The organism is Pseudomonas sp. H1_A03, assembly GCF_054685145.1.
In genome coordinates, this window is sequence record NZ_CP162829.1 from 4,810,689 (window position 1) to 4,835,281 (window position 24,593).

Sequence of the window (24,593 nt, forward strand, 5' to 3'; positions counted from 1 at the left end):
GACGCCCGGGTGCACATGAAGACTTAGAAGATGGCGTACGTGTAGTTGAAGATCAGGCGGGTTTGATCCTGATCGGCAGTGCCGGTGTTTTTACCGTGGTAGGTGCCGGTGCGGAAAGTGGTACCGAAGCCTTTCAGCGGCCCTGCCTGCACGACGTAGTCCAGGCGGAAGTCGGCTTCGTTTTCTTTCTGGTCAGGACCGCCGGCGACTTTCGACTTGATATCCGTACCGTCCAGGTAAGCCACGGACGCTTTCAGGCCAGGCACGTAGGCCTTGAAGTCATACGAGTACTGGCCAAAGTTGACCTGCTCGCCCGCACGTGAGAACTGGCCGACCACGGCGTCGGTGAACAGGTAGAAGTCGCTGCCGCCGGCGCCTTGCGCATGCGGGTCGGCCAGGCTGCCCTGGTTGACCCACACAAAGCCGCCGTCGTCACCCACGCCAATATGGCCGAGCATCAAGCTGCTGCCGCCCAGTTGGTAAGTGAAGGCCGCGCTGTAGGTTTTGTTGTCCACTTCGTTGGCATGCTTGGCAAAGCCGCCGTTGTTGTTGAACTGGTAGCCGCTCTCGCCGTTCTTGCCGTCGCTGCTGCTGTCGAAGTAGCGCAGGTCCGTCTTGAACGACTGGTCATTACCCAGTGGCAATACGTGAACCAGGCCGACGTAGTTCTGTTTGTAGAAGTCTTGCAGTTGAGCGTAGTAGTACTGCAACGTCAGGTTTTTCGCGATGGTGTTGTCGGAAGAACCAAACGGCTTGTAGTCCACACCGCCAAACTTGAAGCTGTCACTGTCGCGGGTACCGCCGGCCACGCTCAAGCCGGTGGAGTTGCTGGAGGCACGGCCTTCGGCACGGTTGAGCTCACCGCCGGTGAAGGTGACATTTGGAATGTCGTTGGAGGTGAGGACCCCGCCGTCAAAGGTTTGCGGTGCCACACGGCTGTCGTTGGAGACCAGGATCGGCAAGACCGGCGCCAAGCCACCGCCGACGTGCAATTCGGTCTGGGAAATGCGGAACTTTACATTGCCTGCCGCGCGACCAAAGGAATCGGCCGGTTCGGTACCATTATTCTTGGTTGGGAAGAAACTGTTGCCGTTCCCCGCCAAGCCTGGGCCCGCGGTGTGACCATCGCCACCGTCCAGGCGCAAGGCGCCGAAGGCCATGACGTCGAAGCCGACGCCAAGGGTGCCTTGGGTGTAGCCGGATTTGTAGTCAAAACGCAGCGCGGTTGCCGCTTCGCGCAGATCGTTGTTGGTGCCCGAGCGGTTATCCGCGCTGTAATACATGGTCCGCGAACTAATCGCCGCATGACTGTCTTCAAGGAAACCGCTGTGACCGTTACCCGTGCCCAGAGCGCCGAGCCCGAAATCATCAGCGTAAGCCTGTTGTGCAAGAACGGCGGCGGTGATCGACAACGCCAGTGTAGAAATTTTCATTAATGACGGCCCCTAAACATATTTTTATGTGCGTGATGTGCATGACGGCGTTTTCATCCTTGCAAACGTGGCGATTCTTTCATGCCGACCGGGGCGCACTCCGTGAAGAATTAGTTAGGAAAACCGCCGGAAAATGAAATTTTGCACCGGCTGTTTTTTGTCATATTCAGGTCATCTCATTCATTTGCAGAATGAAGTCCTGAGGATTCTTCGTTTGCAAGCAAGCCTTGCGCTCAACAAACTCCGGGAAACGGCCACCCCCATCGCCATGCCATCAGGAATTTTTCTATGCCCACCACCGCACATGTCAGCCCAGACGAGATCCGCAAGGGCTTTTCCAAGGCCATGTCCGACATGTACCGAGATGAAGTTCCCCTGTATGGCGCGTTGATGGAGCTGGTGGCCGAGACCAACACCCGTGTGCTCGACGCCGAACCGAGCTTGGCGCAGCAGTTGCAACGCACCGGCGAAATCCAGCGACTGGACATGGAGCGCCACGGAGCGATCCGCCTAGGCACGCCTGCAGAACTGGCGACCATCAGCCGCTTGTTTGCGGTGATGGGCATGCAGCCAGTGGGCTATTACGACCTGACCCCGGCTGGCGTGCCCGTGCACTCCACCGCCTTTCGCGCGGTGCATGAACAGGCGCTGCAGACCAGCCCGTTTCGCGTATTTACCTCATTGCTGCGCCTGGAACTGATCGAGAATGCCGACCTGCGCACCTTCGCCGAGACCGCCCTGGCCAAACGTTCGATCTTCACCCCTGGCGCCCTGGCGCTGATTGAACAGTCGGAAAAGGACGGCGGCCTCAACCCCGTGGATGCGGATGAATTCATCCGCCAGGCGTTGGAAACCTTCCGCTGGCACCACACCGCTACCGTCACCGCTGCGCAGTATCAGCAATTGAGCGACCAGCACCGTCTGATTGCCGACGTTGTCGCTTTCAAAGGCCCGCATATCAACCACCTGACCCCGCGCACGCTGGACATCGACCAGGTCCAGGCCGCCATGCCCGGCAAAGGCATCACCCCCAAGGCCGTGATCGAAGGCCCACCGCGCCGTCATTGCCCGATCCTGCTGCGCCAGACCAGCTTCAAGGCGCTCGACGAACCCATCGCCTTCACCGACGCCAAAGGCAGCCACAGCGCGCGCTTCGGCGAAATCGAGCAGCGCGGTGTGGCGCTCACGCCCAAAGGCCGTGCGCTGTACGACCACCTGCTGAACGCCGCGCGCGACGCACTGGGCGCCTTCCCGAATGAGGGCAACGCCGCGCGTTACATGCAATTGATGGAGCAGCACTTCCAGGCCTTCCCGGATAACTACGGGCAAATGCGTGAGCAGGGCCTGGCGTATTTCCGCTATTTCGCCACCGAGCAAGGCCTCGCGGCGCGCGGCACAGCGGATCAACCGCGCACCCTGGAAGCACTGATCGCGGCAGGCCACATTAATGTGGAGCCGTTGGTGTATGAGGATTTTCTGCCGGTGAGCGCGGCGGGGATTTTCCAGTCGAACCTGGGGGATGCAGGGCAGAGCCACTACGCGGCGAACTCGAACCAGGCCGAGTTTGAAAGGGCGCTGGGGCGCCGGACGGTTGATGAATTGACGCTATATGGCGAGACTCAGCAGCGCTCTATCGATGAATGCACCCTGGCGCTGCTGGCATGAAATAAAGTACCCACCCGGCTCACCGGCGCAATCCTTACGCCGCAACAGTCCCCAGAGTCGGGTAGGCGGTGGGCATCATAGGCAGTGAAGAGAAGCCTGTCCTTCAGACAATTCTGAACAAATGTGTGCGCCCCCTGTAGGAACGCGGACTATCCCCTACCCCAACTTCGCCACAATGTCGTCTTTGATCAACAACCGTTTCTTCTTCAGCTTCTCCACCTCTTCATCGCCGGCGCTTGCTGATTCTGCCTTCAGCACCTCCTTGTCAGCGTCGTCGTATTGAGTGAGCAGCGAGTCCAGGCGTTTGTCATTTGCCCTGCGTTCGTGAACGACTTCCTTGCTCAACCCCAAGTCCTGATACAGGTCGTGTTTCACTGGCATGGCGTACCTCCGCAAGTTGATCAATGGCTTACGCCCTAGAAGCTAGACCATTGCGAGGGGTCTTGTCATGTTCGGGGTCAATACATCCCCGTTCGTCGCGACATCGGCGATGCGATCAAACCTTCGTGGCGCCCCGCCCTCCACTGTAGATAGACACTCGAGGGAGACCGGATTCATGAATCACGCTGCCACCGCTGTCGACACGCAATGCATCAACACGATCCGCACCCTGGCGATGGACGCCGTGCAAAAGGCCAATTCCGGCCATCCGGGCACGCCCATGGGCCTGGCGCCAGTGGGCTACACGCTGTGGAGCCGCTTCCTGCGTTACCACCCGGAACATCCCGACTGGCCCAACCGTGACCGCTTTGTGCTGTCAGTGGGGCATGCGTCGATGCTGCTGTATTCGCTGCTGCACTTGGCCGGCGTGGTCGAGATTGATGAACATGGCAAGCGTTCCGGCCAGCCGGCGATCAGCCTGGACGATATCAAGCAGTTCCGGCAAGCCGGTTCAAAAACCCCAGGCCACCCTGAGTACCGCATGACCACCGGGGTCGAGACCACCACCGGCCCACTCGGCCAAGGCTGCGCCAACAGCGTGGGCATGGCCATGGCCGAGCGTTGGCTGGCCAAGCGGTTCAACCGCGAAGAAAAAGCCTTGTTCGACTACAACGTCTACACCCTGTGTGGTGACGGCGACATGATGGAAGGCATCAGCAGCGAAGCCGCGTCGATGGCCGGGCATTTGAAGCTGGACAAGCTGTGCTGGATCTACGACAACAACACCATCAGCATCGAGGGTCACACGGAGCTGGCGTTCAGCGAAGACGTGATCAAGCGCTTCCAGGCGTATGGCTGGCACACGTTGCACGTGACCGACGCCAACGACTTGCAAGCCCTGAGCAATGCGTTGGAAGCCTTCCATTGCAACCGCGGCGCGCCGACCCTGATTGTGGTCGACAGCGTGATCGGTTATGGCTCGCCGCACAAACACAACACCGCCGCCGCCCACGGTGAGCCCTTGGGCGAGGATGAGATTCGCTTGACCAAGGCCGCGTATGGCTGGCCGGAAGACGCCAGCTTTCTGGTGCCCGACGATGTCCGCACGCACTTGCGTGATGCCTTGCTTGACCGCAGCGAGTCGCTGTATGAAAAGTGGGCCGAGCACCTGTTGCAACTTGAGCAGTACGAGCCGGAATTGGCCGATGAATTGCGCCGCATGCGTGCCGGGGAAATGCCGGAACACTGGCAGAAACACCTGCCCAGCTTCGATACCGACGCCAAGGGTGTGGCCAGCCGTGCCGCCGGTGGCGAAGTACTGAATGCGTTTGCCGAGCAAATCCCATGGTTGCTGGGCGGCTCGGCGGACTTGTCGCCGTCGACCAAGACCAACCTGACCTTTGAGGGCGCCGACCGTTTCAGTGCCGACGACTACAGCGGGCGCAACCTGCACTTCGGCATTCGTGAACACGCGATGGGCGCGATTGCCAATGGCATGGCGCTGTCCTATCTGCGGCCGTACACCTCGACGTTCCTGGTGTTCAGCGACTACATGAAGCCGCCGATCCGCTTGGCGGCGATCATGGAACTGCCGGTGGTGTTTGTGTTTACCCATGACTCGATTGGCGTGGGTGAAGATGGGCCGACGCACCAGCCGATAGAGCACCTCACGCAGTTACGCTCGACACCGGGACTGTTGACCCTGCGACCCGGTGATGCGAATGAAACCCTGGAGCTGTGGAAGGTGGCCCTGGCGCAAACCCATCGACCGAGTTGCATGGTGTTGTCGCGCCAGCCATTGCCGACGTTGGACCGTACGAGGTATGCAGCGGCGTCCGGCGCGGCCAAGGGGGCTTATGTGTTGGCGGGTGGCGATGAGCCCGAAGTCCTGTTGTTGGCGACGGGCAGTGAAATCAGCCTGGCCGTGGCTGCGTATGAGCAACTGAAAAGCGAAGGGATTGCTGCGCAGGTAGTCTCCATGCCCAGCTGGGAGTTGTTTGAAGACCAGGACCAGGCCTATCGCGACAGCGTATTACCGCCGGCAGTGAAAGCTCGGGTGGTGGTCGAACAGGCGGGGCCTTTGGGCTGGGATCGGTATGTGGGGCAGACCGGGGCCAAAGTGGTGATGAACAGCTTTGGCGCGTCGGCGCCGTTGGCCAAGTTGCAGGAGCAGTTTGGGTTTACGCTGGAGAATGTGGTTAAGCAAGCCAAGGCACAAATCCAACTGACTCAACACTGATCAAAACGGTGGGAGCTGGCTTGTCGAATCGTCGAACCGCTGCGATGGCCATAAGTATCTACACATCTTGAGGGAGCCCTCTGCGTAGCAGCTGTCGAGCCCTGGCGAGGCTGCGTTTGCGGCCTGTCTGACACACCGCTGACGCAGCCTCGCCAGGGCTCGACAGCTGCTACGCAATTTCACTTTGAAGATGTGTAGATACCTATGCTGCGATGGCGGATTGTCAGGCAATGCAACTTTGACTGATGGACCGCTATCGCAGGCAAGCCAGCTCCCACATTTGATCCGCTGTGTTTGTTAGATCAACTCTCGAGCCAGGAATGGCGCGGTGCGGCTGGTCTTGCTTTTGGCGACCTTCTGCGGCGTGCCGCAAGCAACCACTTTCCCGCCCAAATCCCCGGCCCCCGGCCCGATATCAATCACCCAATCACTCTGCGCGACCACGCGCATCTCATGCTCCACCACAACCACCGTATGCCCCGAATCTACCAGCTGATTGAGCTGGATCAGCAAGCGGTCCACATCCCGTGGATGCAGCCCCGTCGTGGGCTCATCCAGCACGTATAACGTGGCGCCCCGCGCATTGCGTTGCAACTCGGTCGCCAGTTTGATGCGTTGCGCTTCGCCGCCCGACAGCTCGGTCGCCGGTTGCCCCAGGCGCAGGTAACCCAGGCCGATATCCCGCAGCACCTGCAATGAACGCAACACACTGGGTTGTTCGGCAAACACGTCGACCGCCTGCTCCACCGTCAGCCCCAGGACCTGGGCGATGCTCAAGCCCTGCCATTTGATAGCCAACGTCTCGGGGTTATACCGCGCGCCGTGGCAGGTCGGGCATGGCGCGTACACGCTGGGCATGAATAGCAGCTCGACGCTGACAAACCCTTCACCCTCGCAGTTCGGGCAACGGCCCTTGGCGACGTTGAAGGAGAACTGGCCGGCGTCGTAATGACGCTTCCTGGCTGCCGGCGTGGCGGCGAACAGTTTGCGCACGTTGTCGAACAGCCCGGTGTAGGTCGCCAGGTTGGAGCGCGGGGTGCGGCCGATGGGTTTCTGGTCCACCTGCACCAGGCGGCGGATCAGCTCGAGCCCGGCGCTGATACGTCCACCGCTGGTTTGCGGCGTGTCGTCTTCCAGGCTCGGCTCATCGTCGTTTTCCACCACCCGGCCGAGGCCGCTGCCTACCAGCTCCAGCAGCGCCTGGCTGACCAGGCTGGACTTGCCCGAACCGGAAATCCCGGTGACTGCCGTGAAGCACCCCAGTGGGAAATCGACGTTAAGGGCCTTGAGATTATTACGCGTCACGCCGTCCAGCTTCAGCCAGCCGGAGGGCTCGCGGCGTTCCTGATTCGACACGCGTTTTTCAGCAAACAGGTATTCACGCGTCTGCGACGCCTCCACCTGCGCCAGCCCCGCCGGTGGCCCGCTGTACAACACTTGCCCGCCGTGCTCTCCGGCGGCCGGGCCCACGTCGATCAGCCAGTCGGCGCGGCGCATGGTTTCCAGGTCGTGCTCCACCACAAACAACGAGTTGCCCGCCGCTTTCAAACGATCCAGCGCGGTGAACAGCGCCTCGCCGTCTGCCGGGTGCAGGCCTGCCGACGGCTCGTCCAGCACATAGATCACGCCAAATAATTGCGAGCCCAGCTGTGTGGCCAGGCGCAATCGCTGCAACTCTCCGGACGATAAGGTCGGTGTGCTGCGCTCCAGGGACAAATAGCCCAAGCCCAATTCGGTCAAGGTACTGACCCGCTCGAGTAAGTCCTGGGCGATACGTTGCGCGGCCAGGCGTTTTTCCACCGACAGCTTCATCTTGTCCTGCCCCGCCGCCACCGGCCGCAGCAACTCGGCCAGTTGCGCCAATGACAACTGCGACAACTCACCGATATCCACCCCGGCGAACTTCACCGACAGCGCGGCCCTGGTCAGGCGTTTGCCCTCACATAACGGGCAAGCGCTGCCCTGCATGAACTGCGAGACGCGCTTTTTCATCAACGCGCTTTGGGTGTGGGTGAAAGTGTGCAGGATGTAGCGTCGCGCGCCGCTGAAGGTCCCTTGGTAGCTGGGCTCAAGCTTGCGCTTGAGCGCATCGCGGGTCTGTTCGGGGGTGAAGCCAGCGTATACCGGGACGGTGGGGGTTTCTTCGGTGAACAGGATCCAGTCGCGCTGCTTTTTCGGCAGGTCGCGCCACGGGATATCCACGTCATAGCCCAGGGTCACCAGAATGTCGCGCAGGTTCTGCCCTTGCCACGCCAATGGCCAGGAGGCCACCGCGCGCTGGCGAATGGTCAACGAGGGATCGGGCACCATTAATGCCTCGGTCACTTCGTACACGCGCCCAAGACCATGACATTGCGGGCACGCACCTTGCGGCAGGTTCGGCGAGAAGTCCTCGGCGTACAGCATCGCCTGGCCCGGCGGGTAACTGCCGGCGCGGGAGTACAGCATGCGGATCAGGCTCGACAACGTGGTGACGCTGCCCACTGACGAGCGCGCACTCGGCGTACCGCGCTGCTGTTGCAGGGCCACGGCGGGCGGCAGGCCTTCAATGCTGTCCACATCCGGCACGCCGACCTGGTCGATCAGCCGCCGTGCATACGGCGCCACCGACTCAAAATAACGCCGCTGCGCCTCGGCATACACCGTGGAAAACGCCAGGGACGATTTGCCCGAACCCGAGACGCCGGTAAACACCACCAAGGCATCCCGTGGAATATCCACATCGACGTTACGCAAGTTGTGTTCGCGGGCGCCGCGGACGCGGACGAAGCCTGTGTGGTGGGCGGTGATCGAGGGGATGTTGCGCTGTGAAGTCATGGACAACCTTGTTGGGCGGCAAGCACGCTGCGGACCCGTTGCGTCAGGGCTTCGGGGCTGTAGGGTTTGCTCAGCAGATGAATCTCGGGACTCAGCAAATGATTGTTGGAGAGAATGTCGCGGGTGTGGCCGGAAGTGAACAGCACTGCCACGGCAGGCGTTTGTGCGCGAGCCCAGTCAGCCAGGTCGGTACTCTTGACGCGACCGGGCATCACCACGTCGGTGAAAATCAGCTCCGGCTTAACACCGGTCTGTAGCATGTTCATTGCGCGGTCACCGTCTTCGGCCGTGAGCACGGTATAACCCGCCTGCTCCAGCAGTTCCACGACCGTCTCGCGCACGTCTTCGTTGTCTTCGACCACCAGGATTGTTTCATGGCCATGGACATGCGGCAGAGGCTCGTCACAGGCGTCCTCGCACTCTTCGCCGAGGCTGCGCGGGAAATACATCTGCACCACGGTTCCGCGCCCTTCCTCACTCCACACGTCGACATGCCCGCCGCTCTGGCGCACAAAGCCAAACACCATGCTCAGGCCAAGGCCGGTCCCATGGCCGTTACGCTTGGTGGTGAAGAATGGCTCAAACACCCGCGCCAGGATCGCCGGCGGCATGCCCACGCCGATATCGGTAACAGCCAGGCGCACGTACTCACCGGGCTTGATGCTTTTACCCGCGCAATCGCCGGGGTTGAGGATAATGTTCTCGCCGGTGATGCGGATCACCCCCTCACCTTGCATGGCGTCGCGGGCATTGATCGCCAGGTTGAGCAGTGCGTTTTCCAGCTGGTTGCGGTCGACGTTGATGCACCACGAATCCTGGGGCAACTGCACATCGATATGGATGGTTTCTCCCAGCGCCCTTTGCAGCAGTTCGCCGAGGCCCGCGTAAATCCGTTGCGGGTTGTACACCGCCGGCGACAACGGTTGGCGCCGGGCAAACGCCAGCAATTGCGATGACAGCTTGGCACCACGATCCACCGCCGCAATGGCCGCCGCGACACGTCGCTGCACCTGCGCGTTGTCCGGCTCGTGGCGGGCGAGCAAGTGCAGGTTGCCGGCGATCACTTGCAGCAAGTTGTTGAAGTCGTGCGCCACGCCACCGGTCAGGCCGCCGATGGCTTCGAGTTTCTGCGACTGGCGCAACTTATCCTCGGCGGCAGAGCGCGCCTGCACTTCGGCGGCCACACGCTGCTCGAGGTTATGGGTGAGTTCCTGGCGTACCTGCTCGGATTTCACCAGCTCGGTGGTCTCCACCACAATCGCCAACACCCCGGCGGGTTGCTGACTGTCGCCGGCGACAGGGCTGTAATAGAGATCCAGCCACACGGTTTCCGGTTTGCCGTTACGCAACAACACCAGGTCTTTGTTATTGAACGACAAGGTCCCGCCTGCCAGGCAGGTGTCCACCACATGACGGTTGAAGTCGGCCACTTCCGGCCAGCCCAGTTCTACCGGCGTGCCCAGCAGGTAAGGGTGGCGGCCACCCGCAAATACCGAATAACTGTCGTTGTAGATCATGTACCCCGCGCGGCCCCACAACATCACCATCGGCACGGGTGATGCCAGCATCATCTGCACGTTGCAGACCAGGCTGGTGGACCACTGTTCAATGGGCCCCAGGTCGGTGTCCGACCAATCAAATGCGCGGATCCGCCGGGCCATTTCACCGGCCCAGCCTTCACAGCCATGAGAGTTGGATAAAAATTGCATCGGTTGGCTCTGCGCTAAGAGAGGACGGTCGCAAAAATTTGGAGCGCGTCGGACGCGGATGGTTCATCTCTTATAATTTAGGGGGTTACGCCTCCACAAGCCCCCGCCTCAGTGAAAGTCCCGGCTGCGCACATTTATCCCTTCCAACAGCGGCGTCAGGTCGGTAAGCCGGCCGGCGATCAGGTGCCGAACTTCACCCACCGCTTCCCAGCGCCCGTCCACTTTTAACAGGCGCGAGCCCACCAGCGCCTGGCGCTGACGCTCAGCCAGGTCACGCCAGACCACTACATTGAGGTTACCGAATTCATCTTCCAGGGTGACAAAGGTCACCCCACTGGCAGTGCCTGGGCGCTGCCGACCCGTCACCAACCCGGCGACGCTGACGTTGCGCCCATGCTCGACTAGCATCAGCTCTTGGGAACTGCGGCAGCGCCGCTTACGCAATTGCGCGCGCAATAACGCCAACGGATGCGGGCCAAGGGTGGTGCCGACTGTCGCGTAGTCAGCGTGCAGGTCCTCGCCCACCGTGGGTGTCGGCAACTCGACCACGGCTTCGTCGGGGCTGGGCAGGCCGGCAAACAGCCCGAGTTGCTTGTGCACGCCCGCCACTTCCCAACGCGCCTTGTGCCGGTTGCCGGCCAGGGCGCGCAAGGCACCGGCATCCGCCAGCAATGCCTGCGCACGCGCATCCAGTCCGGCGCGTTCGTCCAAGTCAGCGATGTCGCTGAACGCCCGACGTTGGCGCGCCGCTTCGATGCGCCGCCCATCCTCTTCGCGAAACCCCGAGATCATGCGCAAACCCATACGGATCGCCGGCTGCGCACGGTCGATGGGTTCCAGGCTGCAATCCCAGTCGCTGGCCTGCACATCCACCGGGCGAATCTGCAAGCGATGGCGCCGCGCATCCTGCAGGATCTGGTCCGGGCTGTAGAAGCCCATGGGCCAGCTGTTGATCAGCGCACAGGCAAACGCCGCCGGTTCATGGCACTTGAGCCAGCAACTGGCGTAGGTCAGCAAGGCGAAACTGGCGGCGTGGGATTCAGGGAAGCCATAGCTGCCAAAGCCCTTGATCTGCTCGAAGAGCTGCGCGGCGAAGGCTTCGGTGTAACCGTTTTTGAGCATGCCGGTACGCAGGCGTTCGCGGTGCGGTTCCAAACCGCCATGGCGTTTCCAAGCGGCCATGGACCGGCGCAATTGGTCGGCCTCGCCGGGGCTGTAGTCGGCGGCAACCATGGCGATCTGCATGACTTGTTCCTGGAACAGCGGGATGCCCAGCGTGCGCTTCAGCACCACTTCCAGCTCCGGCGAGGGATAGGTGGTCTCCTCCTCATTATTACGCCGACGCAAATAGGGATGCACCATGCCGCCCTGGATCGGCCCCGGCCGCACGATGGCGACCTCAATGACCAAGTCGTAGAACGCCTTCGGGCGCAACCTGGGCAACATCGACATCTGCGCCCGCGACTCGATCTGGAACACGCCGATGGTATCGGCCTTGCTGATCATCGCGTAGGTCGCCGGGTCCTCCTTGGGCACCGACGCCAGGCTCAAATCCCGGTGGCGATGACGACGCAGCAAATCGAAACAGCGGCGGATCGCGCTGAGCATGCCCAAGGCGAGAATATCCACCTTGAGCAAGCCGACGGCGTCGAGGTCGTCCTTGTCCCACTGGATGATGGTGCGCTCGGCCATGGCCGCGTTTTCCACCGGCACCAAGGTGTCCAGCGGGTATTCGGAAATCACAAAGCCACCAGGATGCTGGGAAAGGTGCCGGGGGAAGCCGATCAGTTGCTGGGTGAGCGTGAGCACACGACGCAGGATCGGGCTTTCGGGGTCAAAGCCGGCTTCACGCAGGCGCGCCAGGGGCGGCGTGTCGTCGCTCCAACGCCCGCAACACTCGGCCAGCGCGTTGATCTGATCCGGCGGCAAGCCCAAGGCCTTGGCCACATCGCGTACCGCGCCGGTCGCGTGGTAACTGCTGACCACCGCCGTCAGCGCTGCACGTGTGCGGCCGTAGCGCTGGAACACGTACTGCAGCACTTCTTCACGGCGTTCGTGTTCGAAGTCCACGTCGATGTCCGGCGGTTCATTGCGCTCCCGGGAGAGAAAGCGCTCGAACAGCAGGCTGGTCAGGCTTGGGTCGATCTCGGTGATGCCCAAGGCAAAACACACCGCCGAGTTGGCCGCCGAGCCCCGGCCCTGGCACAGGATCGAACGGCTGCGAGCGAACTGCACAATGTCGTACACCGTAAGGAAGTAGCTTTCGTAGCCCAGCTCGCTGATCAACTCCAGCTCGCTGTTGATCTGCTGCAAGGTCTTGGCGTCGACACCCTGCGGCCAACGTTGGGCGATGCCTGCTTCAGTCACCGCGCGCAGCCAGGATTCGGCGTTGTGGCCGCTGGGGACCAGTTCGCGCGGGTAGTGATAGCGCAATTGGCTGAGGTCGAAGGTGCAACGGCGGGCGATGGCCTGGGTTTCATCAAGCAGCGACGCGGGGTACAGCGTGCTTAACGCCTCCAGGCTACGCAGGTGCCGCTCGCCATTGGGGTGCAGCCGCGTGCCGGCTTCGGCCACCGGTACGTGATGACGGATGGCGGTCATGGTGTCTTGCAGGGCACGGCGGCCGCGCGCATGCATATGCACATCACCGCAGGCCACCGCCGGGATTTTCAGGCTGGCCGCCAGTGCCAGGCGCTGCTCAAGGTGGCGCGCATCGTCCTGGCCGCAATGCAAATGCACCGCCAGCCACAAGCGCCCGGCAAAGGTGCGGCGCAGCCATTGGATCTCGGCTTGAGTGCTGCTGTCTTCGGCGACCCACAGCGCCAGCAGGCCGGACAACGGTTGCTCGAAGTCCTCCAGCAGCAGGCGATAGCTGCCTTTTTCAGCACGTCGCCTGGCCAGGGTGATCAAGCGGCACAGGTGCTGGTAGCCGCTGAGGTCTTCCACCAGCAGCACCAGTTTCGGGCCGTTCTCGATGCGCATCTCGCTGCCGATAATCAGCGGCAGCTCCACCGCCTTGGCCGCCTGCCAGGCACGCACGATGCCCGACAGCGTGCATTCATCGGTGATCGCCAGGGCGCTGTAGCCTTGGCGCTTGGCCCGTTCGAACAACTCCAGCGCACTGGACGCACCGCGCTGGAAGCTGAAGTTGGACAGGCAGTGCAGCTCGGCATAGCTCATGCAAACCAGCCTTGCAGCCACAGCCCATCGCTTTGCCCCACGGTGCGATAGGCCCAGCCTTGCTGGCCGGCGCGGGTCTGGATCAGGTAGTAATCACGGCGGATATCGGCGCCGTCCCACCAGCCGGATTCGATGCGTTCCGGGCCCATGAGGATGTGCACGCTGTGCTCGGCCAGCAGTGTGGGTTCGTGCAGCAGCCAGCCGGGCCGTTGCACCTTGTTCAAGGCCTGGCACGGGTTTTTATCCGCCGCCGCTTGCCAGGCGCATTCTGGACGATGGTCGGCGTGAAAGCGCAGGCCCCGCACGGCCTCATCCCCCAAGCGCGCGCGCAGGCGCTCGCGCAATTGTTCCCACGGCAGGGTCTGTTGCGGGCGGTCGTCGAACAGGTCATGGCGCTGCGGCACGAACACTGGCAGGTCCTGGGCCACCAGGCGAAAGCCGCGTACCGGCGAGGTCACTTGAACGTGCTCCAGGCGGCCACGGGCCAATTCAAACAGCATCGCCGGTTCACGCTCGGCGCTGAGCAGGCCGACCTTGATCACAGTGTCCGGCGCCTGGGCGTGTTCCAGGTGCAGGTCGAAACGCTGCACGCCACTGTCGCGACCGCACAGAAACGCGGACAGATCGCCGGTCAACCGTCTTAAAGGAAACAGCAGCGCCTGGTGGGATTGCACATCGAAATTCAGCTCGATACGCACATCAAACTGGTCCGGCGGCTGATAGAACGCCAGGGCCAGCGGACGCTGCCCGGTCAGTGCGTCCAGGTGCTTGAGCAAACTGGCATCAAAACGTCGCGCCAAGGTATGCCGGGGCAACGCCTGCACCTGGGCCAAGCAGCGCAGGCCCATGCGCGACAGGGCCGTGGCGGCCTGTGGTTCGAGCCCGGCGCGGTCGATGGGCAGCGACGCCAGGGCCTGCATCAGGACGTCATCGGTAACCGCCAGGCCATCATCGATATTCGCCAGCACCCGCGCGGCGGCCGGGTTGGGCGCAGCGACGATCCGGTGACGAAAACCCAGTTCGGTCAATTCCTTGCGCAAGCGCGCTTCGAACCGCGGCCACGGCCCGAACAGCCCCAGGCTCGATTCGATCTCGAACAGCAAGGCACGCGGGTAATGCAGGCTGACTTGGGAGCTGAACTGGTAGGCCCAGGCGGCAAGGAACTGTTGGTAGCGTTCGATCTCGGCAGGGTCGTATTCGGCACTGGCAAAGGTCTTGGCCAGGGCATTCGCTGCCGTCAGGGATTGGCCAGGCCGCAGGCCCAAGGCACGGGCGGCGTCATTGACGGTTTGCAGCACGCGTCGCTGCGGCGTGCCGGCCAGCAGGGCCAGGGGTTGGTCCGGTTCAGGGTGCACACGCAGCACCCCGTCCAGCGCCAATTGCGGGAAAACAATACACACCCAGCGCATGGCAACCTCAGTGCCCCGCCAGCGCAATCGGCGCCGGATGAGCCAGACCGCCCCGGCACTTGAGCACTCGCACCTGCGCGGGCTTGGCCTCGACCGCCAGGCGCAAGGCGGCGGGCGATGAGTTGATCGCCTCGCCCAAGGCGCGCCAGGCAAATGCCAGGGTCTGCCCGGTTTCCGCCGCGACTTGCAGACGACGCAGCGCCCGGTCATCAGCCTTGCGCGGCCAGCACAACACCGCGCCGCAACTGCCGGAACGCAGGCACTGCTCCACGGCCCATAAGGCGTCGCGCTCCTCGGCCTGGATCACTGAGAGCAGGCGCAGATCAACCCCGGCGTTCTGCCACGCATGCGGGTATGGCGTATAAGGCGGCGCCACCAACACAATCCGCTCCCCCGCCTTTGATAGGCGCGCCAGGGTCGGCAGCACCAGTTGCAGCTCGCCCACACCCTCCTTGGCCATGAGGATTTCACTCAAGGCCGCCTCCGGCCAGCCGCCCGTGGGCAACACCGCATCCAGCGCCGCCAACCCCGTGGGATGCACACTCGTCGGCGGCGCGGCGGGTCGGCCTTTCCAGACACGCCCGCCATTGAACAGCGTGTCCAGGGCAATCACGGCGCCCATCAGCCTTGCCTCACCAAACCGCAGAACACGCCTTCGATGGCCAGGTCCTGGTCGGGCCCGACCACAATAGGCTGGTACGCGGGATTGCGCGGCAGCAGGCGCACGCTGTCGCCGCTGCGTTCGAAACGCTTGATGGTCACTTCGCCGTCGAGGCGCGCCACCACAATCTGCCCATTCAAGGCCTCGGCACTGCGCCGTACGCCCACCAGGTCACCATCGAGGATGCCGTCCTCAATCATTGAGTCACCCTGCACCCGCAACAGATAGTCCGGCGTTTTTGCGAAGGTAGACGGGTCAAGTTGCAGGCGGCTGTGTACTTCGGCATCGGCGCCGATGGGCAAGCCGGCAGCGACTCGACCGAGCACCGGCACATCCAGCCATTCCGGACGCGGTGGCTGGTTGAGCAAGCGAATGCCCCTGGCCTGGTTAGGGTTGACCTCGATAAACCCGGCTTCGGTCAGCGCCAGCACATGCTTGCGCGCCACGCTGCGCGAGGCAAAGCCGAACGCCTCGGCGATCTCGGCGAGGCTGGGGGGCTGGCCTTGCTGCGCGATGCGGTCGCGGATAAAGGTCAGGATGGCGGTACGGCGGGGGGTTAGAGTCGTCATGGAGTACATTTGTACTCCTGTGGGAAATTTCTGACAATAGCCGTCAGTCGCGTGGAGGAAGGACGAGCGTTGTCGAAATGTCCCACGTGATGGTCGGATTACCTCTACTCCCCTCCCCTGAAAAGGTCCGCAAAGTCCTTCGCCTGAATACACAGTGCGAGGGATTGCAGATGGCGTTTTTTGTGTGGGCCCCGGTTGATGGGGTTGTTTCATGATAGGCGTGACCAGCCAAGCCATTGGCTACCTGGTGCTGGCCACCATGGATTCGAAGGCGCGAGACGTCGAAGCCGTTATCAACGACTTCAAGCGCTGTCTTAACCACTACGACGCCTGGGCCGAGAATTTTTTCAGCTTTTCGGCATTGGATATCGAACAGGTATTCAAGGTCGGGGATGAAGTGACGCTGGTCGCGCCGATCAGCCCTTCGCTTTTTCCCAGCACCACCACCGCAACTTGCCAGGCCAACGGCACGTTGACCCTGGTGCATATGTTCCAGAGCTCACGGTTCGTACCCATTGGTAATACGCCCGTGATGGTGCAACGCATCGACCCCAACGGTGGCCCGCTGGGTGAGCCGATCCATAAGACGATTGGCCCCAGCGGCATTCTCGAAATCACAGAATGTGATCGCAACCAGCAGTACCGGGTCAGTTTCTACCCCACTGTTTCCAAAGCGCATTACAAGGCGTTGTACGCCTCTTATCAGTCGGTTATCGCACCGCTGGAAAGTTGGCTGCGCGCTGAATGGAGCAGCACCTTCGAGCCGCTGTGGAAAGGGTATTCCGAAGCCAACTTCCTCAAGCGCTACCTCTCACTGCATCAAGGCTATGCCCGCGGGTTTGGTGAGGCGTTGTATTCGCTGTGGGACACCATCAAGCAGCTGTTTCAGTGGCTTTCAGACCCGCTGGGGCATGCCGAAAAACTCCTGCATTACCTGTCTCAGGACCAATTTGAACAGCTGCTGAAACTCGGCACCGAAAGCATCGCTAAGGGCTTGTTGGTGCTTAGTGATGAGCCGCTGCTGTTTATCTATCTGTCGGCGATGGTCAGCTGGATGCGGCTGTTGCCGCCGGCGTACATGAACGAGTTGCTGGGGGAAATCAGCGCTGAAGTATTGATCAATTTGTTGCTGGGTCTTGCCACTGCCGGGATGGGCATGGCGGTGCGCATGAGTGCGAAGGTGCTGGAGGGCATCAAGTCTCAGCGGGCGCGCAGGTGGTTGGAGCATATGGCCGGGCAGTTCGGGAAGGCACGCGTGGAAGACCATGCAGCGCTGGCCAAACCGATTCTGCTGGGGGGCCCGGCGACGCCGATCAGGGTGATTCCGGATGTGCCGTTGAAGGCTGGGGATCAGGTGGTTTCCAATCCGGTGCCGATGGTTCGGGACAAGGCCCAGCGGACGGTGTTGGTGCGGCAGGAGCCTGTGAACGATGTGCCTGTTGGTTCGAAAAATCCGGCGGGGGATGCGACGGCTTCTGCGGATAAGACCGCGACCAATGGCTGCCCGGTATCGATGGTTACCGGGGAGGAACTGCTGACACTGACCGATGGTGCGCTCGATGGGATTTTGCCGTTTGAGTGGACACGGTTATATCGCACCAGTGCGGTGGAAGTGGATTGTGGGTTGGGGTTTGGCTGGAGTCACTCGCTGGCGCATCGGCTCGCGGTTTCCGGTGATTCGGTGGTGTGGACAGATCATGAAAATCGGTCGACTACCCTGCCCTTGCCATCTGTTTCTCGGCCCGCGATCACCAATAGCCTGGCCGAAGCGGCGATCTACCTGGGGGCTTTGCCTGATGAGTTGGTGCTGGCTCAGGCGTCGCGTTTCTACCACTTCCGCGACGGTGTGCTGACAGCGATCAGCGACGCGTATGACAACCGATTGCGCATTTTCCGTAACTACCTGGGGCAGATCGAACGACTGGACAACGGCGTGGGGCGCTCGTTGTTTTTGCACTATGCGTCGGGCCGCATTGTTGCCGTGGATTACCAGGTTGAACGGGCGGTGGATGAGGGTCCGTTTGTCTGGGTGACAGAGCAGAAGGTTGTTTCCTACGCCTATGACGCTGCTGGTCGGTTGGTTTCAGCGACTAACGCTGTAGGCGAAAGTGAGGTTTATCGGTACGACGAACAGCACGTCATTCTTGAGCGCGGACTGGCCGGTGGGGCGAGTTTCTTTTGGGCGTGGGAAAGGTCTGGCAAGGCGGCGCGGTGTGTCCGGCATTGGGCGAGCTTTTCGCAGATGGACACGCGGTATGTGTGGGATGACAACGGGCAGGTCACGGTTCATAACGCCGATGGCAGCCAGGAAGTCTACGTGCATGACCAGCGGGCGCGGCTGGCGCGGCGGGTGGATCCGGATGGTGCTGAGCACTTCAAGTCCTACGATGACAAAGGCCGGCTGACGGTTGAGCAGGATCCTCTCGGCGCGATCACGGCCTACCAGTACGACGAAGCCGGACGCTTGGTGGCGTTGTTTCCGGGGGATGATGAGCCCACTTCCTACGAGCATGAGAATGGGTTCGTACGGGTTGTAAGGCGGGGTCTGGCGGTTTGGAAATATGAGCGTAATGACCAGGGCGACGTTACGCGTAGGACTGATCCAGACGGGCATTCCACGGACTACAGCTACAACAAATACGGGCAGCTAATTGGGGTTTGGTTTCCGGATCACAGTTGTCAGCGGCTGGTCTGGAATGAACGCGGACAACTGCTTGAAGAGCAATTGCCGAATGGCGGTATCAAGCGCTATCGCTATGACGATCTGGGGCGGCAGGTTGCGCGTGAGGATGAATATGGTGCGCTCACACAGTTCGAATGGAACAACGCTGGGCGCCTAGTCCAAATAGTCTTGCCGAGTGGTGACACGCGTAAATATACCTATAACGCTTACGGAAAAATCACCTCCGAACGCGATGAACTGGGGCACGTCACTCGTTACGAATATGCCGACGGCTTGCACCTCATTAGCCGCCGCATCAACGCCGACGGAACCCAGGTCAAATACCGTTACGACAACGTGCGGTTGTTGCTGACCGAAATCGAAAACGAAGTCGGCGAAACTTACCGGCTCCAATACCACAACAACGGCCTGATCCAACAGGAAACCGGGTTTGACGGCCAGCGCACTGCCTACGTTTACGACCTCAACGGCAACCTGCAAGAAAAGACCGAACATGGCGACGATGGCAGTCAGTTAGTCACCCGCTACGAGCGCGACCACGCCGGTCGACTCGTAAGAAAAACCCTGCCCGACGGCAACATCGTCGATTACGCCTACGACCGCCAAGGCAACCTTCTAAGCGTCGACGACGGCCACTGGGCGCTGGCCTACGAATACGACCCACAAAACCGCCTTACCGCTGAACACCAAGGCTGGGGCACGTTGCGCTATGGCTACGACGCCTGCGGTCAGCTGAAAAACCTGCGCCTGCCGGATAACAACCGTCTCACCTTCAACCACGATAAAGGCGGCCATCTAGCCACTGTCGACTTGAACGGTGAAACCCTCACCTCGCACCTGTTCAAAGCCGACCAGGAACAGCAACGCCAACAAGGCCAACTGATCAGCCACTACCACTATGACGATCAGCAACGCCTGCACGCCCACGCCGTCACCCAACAGGAACACTACCTTTACCAACGCCAATACGACTACGACAAATCCGGCAACCTCACCCGCCTCCTCGACACCCGCAAAGGCGAACACCACTACCACTACGATCCCCTCGCCCGCCTGACCCGAGCCGATCACTCCCAAGGCGAGCAGGAACGCTTCGGCCACGACCCGGCCGGCAACCTGCTCATGCAAGACCGCCCCGGCCCGGACATCGTCGCCGGCAACCGCCTGATGATCCAAGGCGACCGCCACTACGACTACGACGCCTTCGGCAATTTGATCCGTGAACGTCGCGGAAAGGGCCATCAACTCGTCACCGAATACCGCTACGACTGCCAGCACCGCCTCATCGGCCTCACCCAACCCAACGGCCAAACTGCCAGCTACCGCTACGACCCGTTTGGCCGCCGCATCAGCAAAACCGTTGACGGCAAAACTACCGAATTCTTCTGGCAAGGCGACAAACTCATCGCCGAACACCACGCGGATCGGCACCGCAGCTACCTCTATGAACCGGACAGCTTTCGTCCGCTGACCCTACTAGAAGGCTTCGGTCCAAAAGAAACCAAGCCCTACCACTACCAACTAGACCACCTCGGCACCCCACAGGAACTCACCGCCCCGGGAGGCAAAATCGTCTGGTCCGCGCACTACCGCGCCTACGGCGAAATCACCCGCCTCGACATAGGAAAAGTCGACAACCCGCTGCGCTTCCAAGGCCAATACTTCGACTCGGAAAGCGGGCTGCACTACAACCGCCATCGCTACTACAATCCGGATCTTGGTCGCTACCTGACACCTGACCCGGTGAAGCTGGCGGGTGGGATCAATGCATACCAGTACGTACCCAACCCGACAGGTTGGGTAGATCCGCTAGGCTTGAACTCTTGTCCAGGTGGCAAAAAGTGCAAACCGACGACCGAAGCTGAAGAACCAGAAACGGAGGCAAAAGCTAATTATGGGGAGCCACTCCCCCCCACCACCTCAAATATCCCGCCTGAAATGGGATATCACAAAGAAACCTATGCCAACAAACCAGTTAAACCGGAAGAAACCACCCGAAAGTGGGATGAATTTCTAGGGCCACGTCCCCACACGAACACCAACCCGCGAACTGGAAAACCTGATCGCGACAGGATAGTTTCTAGTGACGCAAAAAGAAGTATTCGCTATGGCGCGCACGAAATGAACAGCAAACCAAGCAAACATCACTACCATGAGGAGACATGGACTCTTGAGCTTAAAACCAACACCATGAATGTGGACAACACTGTTGTTAGAGTCCCACTACCGAAGAAGTGAAATGAAGATACGAATTACCGAAATACTTTCTACTACGGACACTTTACTCGTCAGGTTCCAATCATCTATCGGTAGTGGCGCCGCTCTATGGGCCGGGATCACTCCCAAAATCGGCGATGAACACGACGTAGAGTTCGATCTGGATGAAATCTTTTCTTGGGGGCGAAGCATTACTCCGTCCTCCGATACGACCCCGCAGATCATCGAGATAAAGGGTATCACTCAAATAACAGCCGAATTGACTCAAGTCGCGGACGAAGAATGTGCTGCATTACAACTTGGCGACTCTATAGTTCTTGTTGAACTCGACCGACCAATCACTCAAAAATCTGGTTACGTTGACGTGCGGGCAACCAGAATCGTCCTATACCCAACAAATATTTAACCCCCCTCACCCCCACGCCACCACCAACAACCCCACCCCCAACACCAAACACAACGGCGAATAAAAATACGTATCCAACCTCGCAAACCTTGACCCGCCGACTTTCTTGAAAAACCCCACCAATTCCGAATCCCCAATCGCCCTGGCAAACATCACCAACGCAATCGCACTGATCCCCCACTGCAACGCCCCATGGGACACCGCCGAAAAGTACAACCCCGCCCGCAGGCACACCATCAGCGCAATCCCCACCAATCCCAATGCGACCAGAAACGTGGCGAGCGCCGAGGGCTTGAACGCTGGCTTGGGTCCGCTGGCGAATTCTCCGGGCAGTTGGGGGATGGCGGCTAAGAAGCCGAGTTTGCCGCCGGCAGCCCAGTACAGATGCACCATGCTGATGAATGTAAAAACGCCGACAATCCATCGTGCGACTACAAAGCTCATGACTGGCTCTCCCTGAAAAGGTCCGCATCAGGATAGCCCCCCTGAGATTTTCTGCAGGCATTTCGTCGGCGGCTGATGGTAAAGTGCCGCCCCATGAAACTTGCCCGTGCCGACCGCTCGCTCATTGCCTGGATGCTCTATTGCTGCGTCCTGTTCAATGTGTTCGCCTGCAGTATCGGTCATGGGCAGATGGTCGGGATGCAGCTCAATGGCATCGGCGGTCAGTTCTGTACAGTGGACCCGCGCACCCAGGCGCCCAAGCCGTCCAACTCCACCGAAGAAAACCTGCCCACACTGTCAAAGGCGTTTGGCTGCCCGCTGTGCTCCACTGGCGGTATGGGCCCGGCGCTGAGTTCCAGCCTGAATGTAGCGGTGTTGCCCCAGCCCCATGCGCCACCGCCAGCTATTGTCCTGGCTGCTGACATCCCTACCCACTTCACCTGGCCCACGGCTCATCCGCGCGCGCCGCCTGCTTTCGCCTGATCCCTTCGCTTTCTGATCTGCACTGACCGCCGTTTCCGCAAGGAAATACGGGCGGCTGTGCGTTGTTTTCAAGCCAAGTTTTTCAGGATTCAACCATGAAACATCTACCCCTGTTGGCGGGCCTGTTCGGCTGCCTGCCTGTCTGCGCCTGGGCCCTTGAGTTGGCCCCGACGACCATTGATGGCGAACAAACCGCCGAGCCCGGCCTGGCCCTGGACCAACCCAGCGGCGTGGCGTCGCGGTTGGGATTGAGCGTACGGGAAACCCCTGCGTCGGTGGCCATCGCTAAGCGCAGTGACATCGAGCGCCACGGCGCCAAGACTTTCCGCGATGCGGCCAACACCCTGCCCGGCGTCAACGCCAGCGCCCCGCCGGGCTTTGGCGGGTTTGTCTCCTATCGGGGTTTTACCAGCAGCCAGATCACCCAGATGTTCAACGGGATCAACGTCGCCACAGGCCTGGCCCGGCCTGTGGATGCCTGGATCTATGATCGGGTGGAACTGGTCGGCGGCCCCTCCTCCCTGATCAACGGCGCAGGCTCCGTGGGCGGTTCGCTCAATTACGTGACCAAGCTGGCCACCCGTGAGGAACAGGCGGCAGAGGGCCAGCTCACCTATGGCAGCTATGACACCGCCGGTATGGCGTTCGGCGTCAATCACGCCCTGACCGAGCCCGGTGCCGACGTGCAGCACTACGCGCGCCTGGATGTGAGCCGCAACACCAATCACAGCTACATCGACCGCGACCAGCGCGAGGCCTGGAGCCTGGCGTTTTCCCTGCTCAGCGACCTCACGCCCAACCTGTCTCATACCCTGGCACTGGAATACCAGGATGAGCATGAAGACAGCCCCTACTGGGGCACGCCGGTGCTCAATCCCAAGGCCGGCGAGCTGAAGATCGACAAGCACAACCGGTTCAACAACTACAACGTCGCCGACGGCCGCTACGAGCAGCGCACGATCTGGGCGCGCTCGATCATCGACTACCGCATCAACGACAGCACCACCCTGAAAAACACCCTGTACCACTTGGACAGCCAACGTGATTACCGCAACCTGGAAACCTACCAGTACAGCGCCGACAACAGCGCGGTGAACCGCTCGACGGCTTACCAGGTACGCCATCAGGGCGAACAGAACGGCAACCAGTTCGAGCTGCGCCACGATGACAGCCTCTACGGACTGTCGACCACCTGGTCCGGCGGCTTCGAGTACAAGGTCAACAGCACCACTAGCACGCCGTGGAATGTGCCGGGTAACAGTGCGGTGGATCCGAATACCTTCAACCCTGGGCACTTCTACGATATTCCGCGAACCCGGGAGAACTTCGGCAACGACAAGACCAACGAAGTCACCACCAAGGCGCTGTTCGTGGAGAATCGCCTGGGCCTCACCGACAAATTGTCGCTGTTGACCGGCCTGCGTTACGACGCCATCGACCTGGATGTCACCAACCACCGAGTGGTCACGGCCACCAACCCTCGGCACTTCAAACGCAGCTGGGAACCGCTGACCGGCCGCGTAGGCCTGACCTATCAATTCATCCCATCAGCCAATGTGTACGTGCAATACAGCACCGCCGCCGAGCAGCCAAGCACCACCACACAAGTGTTTGACGTCTCGACGGGTAAACAGTGGGAAGTGGGCAGCAAGTTCGACTACCTGGACGGCCGTGGCTCGGCCACCGTGGCCGCCTACAAGATCGAGCGCAAGGATTTTGCCGTGACCGATCCGCAGGATCCCACCAGCAGCATCCCGGTCGGCGCGCAGTCATCCAGAGGCATCGAGCTGGCCAGCTCATTGCGCATCACGCCAAGTCTGCTGGCGGAGGGCAACTTCGCCTGGGTCAACGCCGAGTACAAGGATTTCAATGAGAAAATTGCCAGTGGCGCGGTGGTCTCGCGCAAGGGCAACACGCCGACCAACGTACCCACGCGCGTGGGTAATCTGTGGCTGACTTATGATTTTGCCGAGGATTGGCAAGGTGGTGTGGATGCGCGGTATGTGGCTGAGGTGTATGCGGATAATGCCAATACGCAAACGGTGCCGGCCTATACGCTGTTCGGGACGTTCCTGCGTTATAAGGTGGACTCGCATACCTCGGTGACGGGCCGGGTGCGCAACTTGACGAACGAGGTGTATGCCGAGTTTGCCCATGTGTCGCCGGCATATTATCTGGGGGCACCGAGAACCTTCGAGCTGGCAGTACAGACCCGGTTCTGACTTTGGAATACACACCAATGTGGGAGCTGGCTTGCCTGCGATAGCGGTGTGTCAGTTGATGAATCCTTGACTGAT

At 60.9% G+C, this 24,593-nt stretch carries 15 protein-coding genes; 6 read left to right on the forward strand and 9 right to left on the reverse strand.

The genetic code is table 11. From position 1 onward, the window contains the following. Positions 1–23: 23 nt before the first annotated feature. Positions 24–1,433, reverse strand: coding sequence for an OprD family outer membrane porin (locus tag AB4O35_RS22385; protein ID WP_065874691.1), 1,410 nt, complete (start codon positions 1,431–1,433; stop codon positions 24–26). Positions 1,434–1,721: 288 nt separating this feature from the next. Here AB4O35_RS22385 and hglS point away from each other — a divergent pair, with 288 nt between their 5' ends. Continuing rightward, complete coding sequence (gene hglS / locus AB4O35_RS22390; protein ID WP_065874692.1) at positions 1,722–3,098, forward strand: 2-oxoadipate dioxygenase/decarboxylase HglS; 1,377 nt, start codon at positions 1,722–1,724, stop codon at positions 3,096–3,098. Between the two features lie 156 nt (positions 3,099–3,254). On the opposite strand, the gene AB4O35_RS22395 is transcribed toward hglS, so the two are convergent. Then, positions 3,255–3,479, reverse strand: coding sequence for a DUF465 domain-containing protein (locus AB4O35_RS22395; protein WP_065874693.1), 225 nt, complete (start codon positions 3,477–3,479; stop codon positions 3,255–3,257). A 175-nt stretch (positions 3,480–3,654) separates the two neighbouring features. Between AB4O35_RS22395 and tkt the strand changes: the two genes are divergently transcribed. Continuing rightward, positions 3,655–5,718 carry a transketolase gene (gene tkt / locus AB4O35_RS22400; protein WP_065945899.1) on the forward strand — a complete coding sequence of 688 codons (2,064 nt, stop codon included), beginning with the start codon at positions 3,655–3,657 and terminating at the stop codon, positions 5,716–5,718. Positions 5,719–6,015: 297 nt separating this feature from the next. Here tkt and uvrA read toward each other — a convergent pair whose 3' ends face one another. The 6 genes from uvrA to lexA all read right to left on the reverse strand — a co-directional run bounded on the left by uvrA (position 6,016) and on the right by lexA (position 16,072). Beyond that, complete coding sequence (gene uvrA / locus AB4O35_RS22405; RefSeq protein WP_065874695.1) at positions 6,016–8,535, reverse strand: excinuclease ABC subunit UvrA; 2,520 nt, start codon at positions 8,533–8,535, stop codon at positions 6,016–6,018. Further along, on the reverse strand, positions 8,532–10,244 hold the full coding sequence (locus AB4O35_RS22410) for an ATP-binding protein (protein WP_065911049.1): 1,713 nt from the start codon (positions 10,242–10,244) through the stop codon (positions 8,532–8,534). Before AB4O35_RS22410 ends, uvrA begins: the two co-directional genes overlap by 4 nt. Positions 10,245–10,352: 108 nt before the next feature. Then, the gene (locus AB4O35_RS22415; protein WP_218188716.1) at positions 10,353–13,445 is read right to left on the reverse strand and encodes an error-prone DNA polymerase; all 3,093 of its coding nucleotides are present in this window, start codon (positions 13,443–13,445) and stop codon (positions 10,353–10,355) included. Beyond that, complete coding sequence (locus AB4O35_RS22420) at positions 13,421–14,833, reverse strand: Y-family DNA polymerase (protein WP_065911047.1); 1,413 nt, start codon at positions 14,831–14,833, stop codon at positions 13,421–13,423. Before AB4O35_RS22420 ends, AB4O35_RS22415 begins: the two co-directional genes overlap by 25 nt. Before the next feature lie 7 nt (positions 14,834–14,840). Beyond that, positions 14,841–15,455, reverse strand: a complete 615-nt coding sequence (gene imuA / locus AB4O35_RS22425; protein WP_065880669.1) for a translesion DNA synthesis-associated protein ImuA — start codon at positions 15,453–15,455, stop codon at positions 14,841–14,843. Next, a complete protein-coding gene (gene lexA / locus AB4O35_RS22430; RefSeq protein WP_065874700.1) occupies positions 15,455–16,072 on the reverse strand; it encodes a transcriptional repressor LexA in 618 nt (205 codons plus the stop codon). Before lexA ends, imuA begins: the two co-directional genes overlap by 1 nt. A gap of 202 nt (positions 16,073–16,274) precedes the next feature. Between lexA and AB4O35_RS22435 the strand changes: the two genes are divergently transcribed. After that, complete coding sequence (locus AB4O35_RS22435; RefSeq protein ID WP_460149296.1) at positions 16,275–20,984, forward strand: RHS repeat-associated core domain-containing protein; 4,710 nt, start codon at positions 16,275–16,277, stop codon at positions 20,982–20,984. Position 20,985: 1 nt separating this feature from the next. Further along, entirely contained in the window at positions 20,986–21,369 is a 384-nt protein-coding gene (locus tag AB4O35_RS22440) for a hypothetical protein (protein WP_065881683.1), read from the forward strand. Between the two features lie 6 nt (positions 21,370–21,375). On the opposite strand, the gene AB4O35_RS22445 is transcribed toward AB4O35_RS22440, so the two are convergent. Continuing rightward, entirely contained in the window at positions 21,376–21,813 is a 438-nt protein-coding gene (locus AB4O35_RS22445) for a DUF3995 domain-containing protein (RefSeq protein ID WP_065881684.1), read from the reverse strand. Between the two features lie 93 nt (positions 21,814–21,906). Here AB4O35_RS22445 and AB4O35_RS22450 point away from each other — a divergent pair, with 93 nt between their 5' ends. Both AB4O35_RS22450 and AB4O35_RS22455 read left to right on the forward strand, forming a co-directional pair. Next, positions 21,907–22,296 carry a DUF2946 domain-containing protein gene (locus tag AB4O35_RS22450; protein ID WP_065876107.1) on the forward strand — a complete coding sequence of 130 codons (390 nt, stop codon included), beginning with the start codon at positions 21,907–21,909 and terminating at the stop codon, positions 22,294–22,296. Between the two features lie 95 nt (positions 22,297–22,391). Further along, positions 22,392–24,518: a TonB-dependent receptor gene (locus AB4O35_RS22455; RefSeq protein ID WP_065946371.1), complete on the forward strand. Its 2,127-nt coding sequence runs from the start codon at positions 22,392–22,394 to the stop codon at positions 24,516–24,518. Positions 24,519–24,593: the final 75 nt, after the last annotated feature.